This window comes from Clostridioides sp. ZZV15-6598 (assembly GCF_020657705.1).
GTDB lineage: Bacteria > Bacillota > Clostridia > Peptostreptococcales > Peptostreptococcaceae > Clostridioides > Clostridioides difficile_F.
Genome location: NZ_JAGWCS010000187.1, coordinates 1 through 5,721 on the forward strand (window position 1 = coordinate 1; position 5,721 = coordinate 5,721).

Here is a 5,721-nt window from a genome sequence, read left to right on the forward strand (position 1 = left end):
AATAAAATATGCATATTACTATTAATCTGCTTGTAGTGACATATATATAATTAGTATAGATAATTTGATATTAATTCTATGTAAGTAAAATAAGAATATGATAAAAAAAACTAAATTATACTTTACTATTGTACTAAAAAAGTGAAGTATAATTAATACTTCACTTTTTACAATAGTCACAAATATTTTATTTTAATATCATCAATAATCTGTAAAATCTTATCTCTAACATCTATTGGCTCTAATACTTCAATATTCTTTCCAAAAGAAAGTATATATCCATAAATCCAGTCGTTTTTTGGATATTGTACAGTCACTATAAAATTTCCATCGTTATCATCTGATATATTGTCAATATCAAATTCGTCATATACTCTATATGCTATATCTTTAGAAACTTTCAATTTTAAAGTGATATTTTTATATTCGCTTTCTTTTATTTCTCCTGCTTCTGTTGGCATACTCCTTAGAAATGTCTGCTCGCAAACGCAGATATTTCTCATCCTTATAATTTTAAAAATTCTATAATCATTTTTTTTACGACAATATGCTTTAAGATACCATGATTTTTCTTTAAACCAAATCATAAGTGGCTCTACACAACGCGAGCTTATTTTTCCATAAGTGTCTATATATTCAAAAGTTATAATATTACAATCTAATATAGCAGATTTTATTTTCACAAATTTATCTTTTTCTCTATCATCACTACCCCAATGAGAAAAATCAACACTTATCCAACTTGTATCTGATTTACAGAATAAAGGTTTAAGTTTTGCCAATGTAGAATCAATGTCTGGATACTTAAGTGCATTTAAACTCTCCAGTGAAGCTAAAATTTCTTTCTGCTCTTGTTCAGATAAAATAGATTTATTAAAAGTAAAATTATCTAAAATACCTATACCACCATTTCTACCTTTGTCAGTATAAATTGGAATCCCAGAAGAAGACAATATTTCAATATCTCTACAAATAGTCCGTCTAGATACTTCAAAATGTTCAGCTAATTCTGTTGCAGTTATTTTTTTCTTACCTAACAGGATATAAATAATTTCAAATAATCTATTACTTTTCATATAATCACCTCATTACTTTATTATAATATAACAATAAAGCAATATATATACTTACATCTCTTTTTTTACTTCAAAACGCAAAACAGTCTTCAACAAATCAACATTTGATACTTTACTTTCATTAGTTATATATATTTCACGATGTACATCAGATTTTCTTATAAACTTATTTTTCTTGCAAAATTCATTCATAATATTAAAACTTTCTGGTTCATTATCATATGAACCTTTATGAAGCATTTGAACGCATAATCCATCATTAATAATCCCAAATTCAACATTTTCAATCAGATTATGTGGCTTTTTCTTTTTTACTATCTCAATTGCTTTACTTAATAAATCTTGTGTAACAAAATCTGGTTGACGTATCATTATAGTATAAATCAATTCTTCCTTAATAAGTGTACTTGAACATTTACTCTCTCCTGTTTTATCCCATAGAGCCTCTAAAGGAAAAACCGTATAATCAAAATAACCTTCTGGTACAATCCCCTTTTTAGGCATAGTTTTTATTGCATATGCTAAAGAGTATAGAACTCCAATTGCATCACTAAATTCTTTATCATTTGGGTTTCCTTTTCCTTTTATCATAATAAATTTCTGTTCTGGAACTTCAACTATTACAGGATTCTCATTAGGTAAATATAACTTCTTATCTTTTTTTCTCCATTCATATTTCATAAAAAATACCTCCGTATATTTATTTTATACATTGATATTATCATGATAAAAGTGACAACAGTGTGTCACAATTTATAAAATAAATTATATTATAAAATCTTCATCTTCTAACTCTTCATAGACCCCTTTTTGGTATCCATTACCTTTAGTTGAAAAGAAATCATGTGTTTTAGTTTCGGTACTAAGTCCATTTATCACAATTGGATTGATAGCATTTACATTATAAAGCCTTTCAAACCCTAAATTTTCTAAAGCTCTATTTGCATTGTATTTCAAAAAATCTACAACCTCTTCTTCAAGTCCACTATCTTTATATATTACATTTGTATACTCTATCTCATTTTCCATAAGACTATCAAATATAGAATACATATTATCTTCTAATTTTTTCTTATCATTATTGTCAAATGAGTTATATATTTCTTGTGCAAGAAGCCCTATGTATTTACCATGTAAAGACTCATCTCTAAGAATAAGTGATATTATTTCTCCACTAGCCACCATTTTTCCTTGACCAGATAGATACAATGGGTAAAAGAATCCTGAATAGAACAAGAAACTCTCCAAAAATACACTTGTAACCATTGATAAATATAAATTCTCTTGGTTTGTAGTATTTTCATATTGAGCTAAAACTAAATCAGCCTTTCGTTGTAATGTTGGCTCTGTTTCTATCCATTCAAATAAATCATCTATCTCGGAGTTAGAAAGTAAAGTCATAAATATAGAAGAATAACTTTTTGCATGTATTTCTTCCATAGTACCCATAAAAGATAAAACTGCTTTTCTTTGAAGATTCTCTGTTAAACTCATCATCGATGGAATCCCATTATTCCCTTGCTTTGTATCCAATAATGTCAGTCCACCTAACACTTTTTTATATAAATCTTTTTCATTATCATCTAATTCATTCCATACCTTAATATCTTTAGAAACAGATATTTCTTCAGGAAGCCAAAATTGTTTTACATTTTGTTCCCAGAAAGCTTGTGTAAATCCATCTTCTTCTTTATTCCAATTAACTGCATCATGTGTTTTATGTAATTTAAATGTCATATATTTCTCTCCCTATACTGAACATACTAGACACTCATGAGTGTCTCTTGTCATCTTTGTTCTTGTGTAATATAAACTTTTCAGACCTTTTTTATATGCATATATGTAATGTCTAGCTATATCTCTAGTTGTCTTTTCATCTGTAACAAACAATGTTGTTGATATTCCTTGGTCAACATGTTGTTGAACTGTTGATACTAAATCTATAACTTTCCTCATATCCATTCTATATGCCGATTGATAATACAACATATTTTCATTAGTTAAAAATGGCATTGGATATATTGTAGTTGAATCTCCATATGTTCTTACTTCTACTGGCTCAGTAATTGGCATTATACTTGATGTTGCATTTTGAACATAACTAATGCTTTGAGTTGGTGCTACTGCCATTAAATATGCGTTATATATACCTTTTTCTTTGACCTCATCCAATAATTTTGTCCAGTCTTCTTTTGTTGGTATATAAATACCTTCAAATAATGCTTTTACCTTTTCTGATTTAGGTAGATAAGATTGTTCATAGTATTTTGATAATACCTTGCTTTTTCTTCCCTTAGCATACTCTGATTTTTCAAACCCTTCAAAAGTTTGATTTTTTTCTATAGCTATTTTCATAGATGCTTTAATTGAATAATATCTAATCATTGCAAAAAATACATTAGAAAACTCTACAGCATCCTCTGAAGTATATAAAATATTTTCTCTTACTAAGTATCCATGCAAATTCATGGCTCCCAATCCTATTGAATGAGATTTGCTATTACTATTATTTACAGTTGGTACTGGCTTTATGTCCGTTTTATCTGCTACAAATGTCAATGCTCTTATTGATGTCTCAACTGTACTTTCTATAGTTTTATTGTCCATAACATTTGCTATATTTAAAGAACCAAGATTACAACTTATATCTTGCCCCCATTTATTTTCTCCACCATAGCCTTCTATTTCTGAAGATGTTTGATATTGGAATATTTCACAGCATAAATTAGACATTTTTACCATACCAACCTCTTTCAATGTATGTTCCCTATTGGCTGTATCTATGTACACTACATATGGATATCCACTTTCTTGTTGCATCTGAGCTATTTTAGTCAACATTTGCCTAGGATTTATTTCTTTTTTTCTTATATCTTCATCATTAACTAACCTATCATACCACTCACCCATTTCTATCTCATCAAGGTAAACTCCATACTTTTTATACACAGTATGAGGATAAAATGCATAGGCTACTTCATTTTTTTCTGCTAACTCCATAAATTTATCAGGTATAATAGCTCCCAGCGATAATGTAGCAAGTCTTATTTTTTCATCAGCATTTATCTTTTTAGTATCCATCAATAATTCAAAATCAGGATGAAATACTGTGAGATAAACTGCACCAGAACCTTGTCTAGCTCCCATCTGATTAAAATAGCTGAATGATTGTTCCAACATTTTAGCTACTCCAACAACACCTCCAGCTGCACCTTCTATATCTTTAATAGATTCACCGGATGCTCTAAGCTTAGATAGGTTTAGTGCAACTCCTCCACCTATTTTTGATAAATGATTTGATGAAGATATAGCATATGAAATACCTTCTGTGCTGTCTTCTACAGATAGTAAAAAACATGATACCATTTCTCCTGCTCTCTTTCTTCCAGCATTTAAAAATGTAGGTGTAGCTGGTTGAAATTCTTGCTTTACTATTTTATCTGCCAAGTTTGAAGCTAAATTCTCATCCCCATTACCCAATGTTAAGGCTACAATTAATACTTTTTCATTATACGTTTCTAATATCTCTTTTCCATCATTACTTTTTAATGCATAATTTTGATAAAATTTATTTGCACTCATATATGACTGAAACTTAAATTGATGTTCTTCAATAAGTTTGTATATATTTTTGATAAAATCCATGCTATATTTATGTATTACTTCTTGCAAATAATAACCTTCATCCATTAAATACTTCAATCTTTCTTCTAGATTATTAAATTTCTTTAACTTTGGATTTATAAATTCTTCTATGTAACTACTTAGGGCTTCTTTATCCTTTTCCAGTTGATATTTCCCTTGTTCATCTTTAATTATCACTTGATTGTTAAGCTCTATCCAATTCATTATTTACCGTCCTTTTAACATAATCTTGTGCTATAATTTCATTTAATTTACTTATTATTTCTTTTAATATTTATCAGTTCAAATTCCAAAAATAACCTATAATTATATGGCATAATAAGTATTTTCCAAAAACAAAAGCACTACATATAGTTAGTGCTTCATCTATTATATACTACATATAGTATATACACAAATTTTTTTATATCTAAACTTTTATTATTGTATCACTGATATTATTTTTATTTAAAGAACTTTTCATTAACTCAAATATAAAAAAAATAAAGAGTGGAATAAGCTTCCACCCTTGTATTCTATATATTAATAAAAATAAATTATTTAACTACAACATCTTTAACTATCTCATTTTCATTAACGCCTTCTCCTAAAGTTGGGACTCCTTTTAACGCCTTTTCTCCATAAACTACAACATCTTTCTCTGTGTCATTTTTATCAACACCTTCTCCTAAAGTTGAATCACCTTTTTCTTTAATCTCATAGGTATCAGTCATTTTAGCATCATCTTCTATAGTCTTATCTTTTTTTCCTAAAGCATCTTTATTTTTATCAGTTGTACTAATACCTTGAGATACAGTTGTGTTCGTTTTGAGTTTATTATCGCTATCTGCAAAAGATTTATTTGTAAGTAATCCAAATCCCCCTAAACCAATTAATCCTGTTAATCCTAAAGCTATAATTTGTTTTTTCATAATTATTATCTCCTTTTCCTTGTTTTATTTTCTAAATAATACCACAAAAATGTTTACTCAATGTTTATATGTTACTAGAGATAATAAAC

At 28.0% G+C, this 5,721-nt stretch carries 5 protein-coding genes; all 5 read right to left on the bottom strand.

Going from position 1 to position 5,721, the window contains the following annotated elements:
- Positions 1-176: 176 nt before the first annotated feature.
- Positions 177-1,076 (bottom strand): helix-turn-helix transcriptional regulator, encoded by a 900-nt coding sequence (locus KGF50_RS19975; protein ID WP_227849679.1) that lies wholly within the window; start codon positions 1,074-1,076, stop codon positions 177-179.
- A gap of 51 nt (positions 1,077-1,127) precedes the next feature.
- Positions 1,128-1,757, bottom strand: a complete 630-nt coding sequence (locus KGF50_RS19980) for a GyrI-like domain-containing protein (protein WP_227849680.1) — start codon at positions 1,755-1,757, stop codon at positions 1,128-1,130.
- Positions 1,758-1,841: 84 nt separating this feature from the next.
- Complete coding sequence (gene nrdF / locus KGF50_RS19985; RefSeq protein ID WP_227849681.1) at positions 1,842-2,813, bottom strand: class 1b ribonucleoside-diphosphate reductase subunit beta; 972 nt, start codon at positions 2,811-2,813, stop codon at positions 1,842-1,844.
- A 12-nt stretch (positions 2,814-2,825) separates the two neighbouring features.
- Positions 2,826-4,925 (bottom strand): class 1b ribonucleoside-diphosphate reductase subunit alpha, encoded by a 2,100-nt coding sequence (gene nrdE, locus KGF50_RS19990; protein WP_227849682.1) that lies wholly within the window; start codon positions 4,923-4,925, stop codon positions 2,826-2,828.
- A 332-nt stretch (positions 4,926-5,257) separates the two neighbouring features.
- Positions 5,258-5,632 carry a hypothetical protein gene (locus tag KGF50_RS19995; protein ID WP_227849683.1) on the bottom strand — a complete coding sequence of 125 codons (375 nt, stop codon included), beginning with the start codon at positions 5,630-5,632 and terminating at the stop codon, positions 5,258-5,260.
- Between the last annotated feature and the right edge of the window lie 89 nt (positions 5,633-5,721).

Bases quoted from the DNA above. Each gene is read 5' to 3' on its own strand.
- KGF50_RS19975 (WP_227849679.1), bottom strand. From the start codon at position 1,076: ATGAAAAGTAATAGATTATTTGAAATTATTTATATCCTGTTAGGTAAG.
- KGF50_RS19980 (WP_227849680.1), bottom strand. From the start codon at position 1,757: ATGAAATATGAATGGAGAAAAAAAGATAAGAAGTTATATTTACCTAAT.
- nrdF (WP_227849681.1), bottom strand. From the start codon at position 2,813: ATGACATTTAAATTACATAAAACACATGATGCAGTTAATTGGAATAAA.
- nrdE (WP_227849682.1), bottom strand. From the start codon at position 4,925: ATGAATTGGATAGAGCTTAACAATCAAGTGATAATTAAAGATGAACAA.
- KGF50_RS19995 (WP_227849683.1), bottom strand. From the start codon at position 5,632: ATGAAAAAACAAATTATAGCTTTAGGATTAACAGGATTAATTGGTTTA.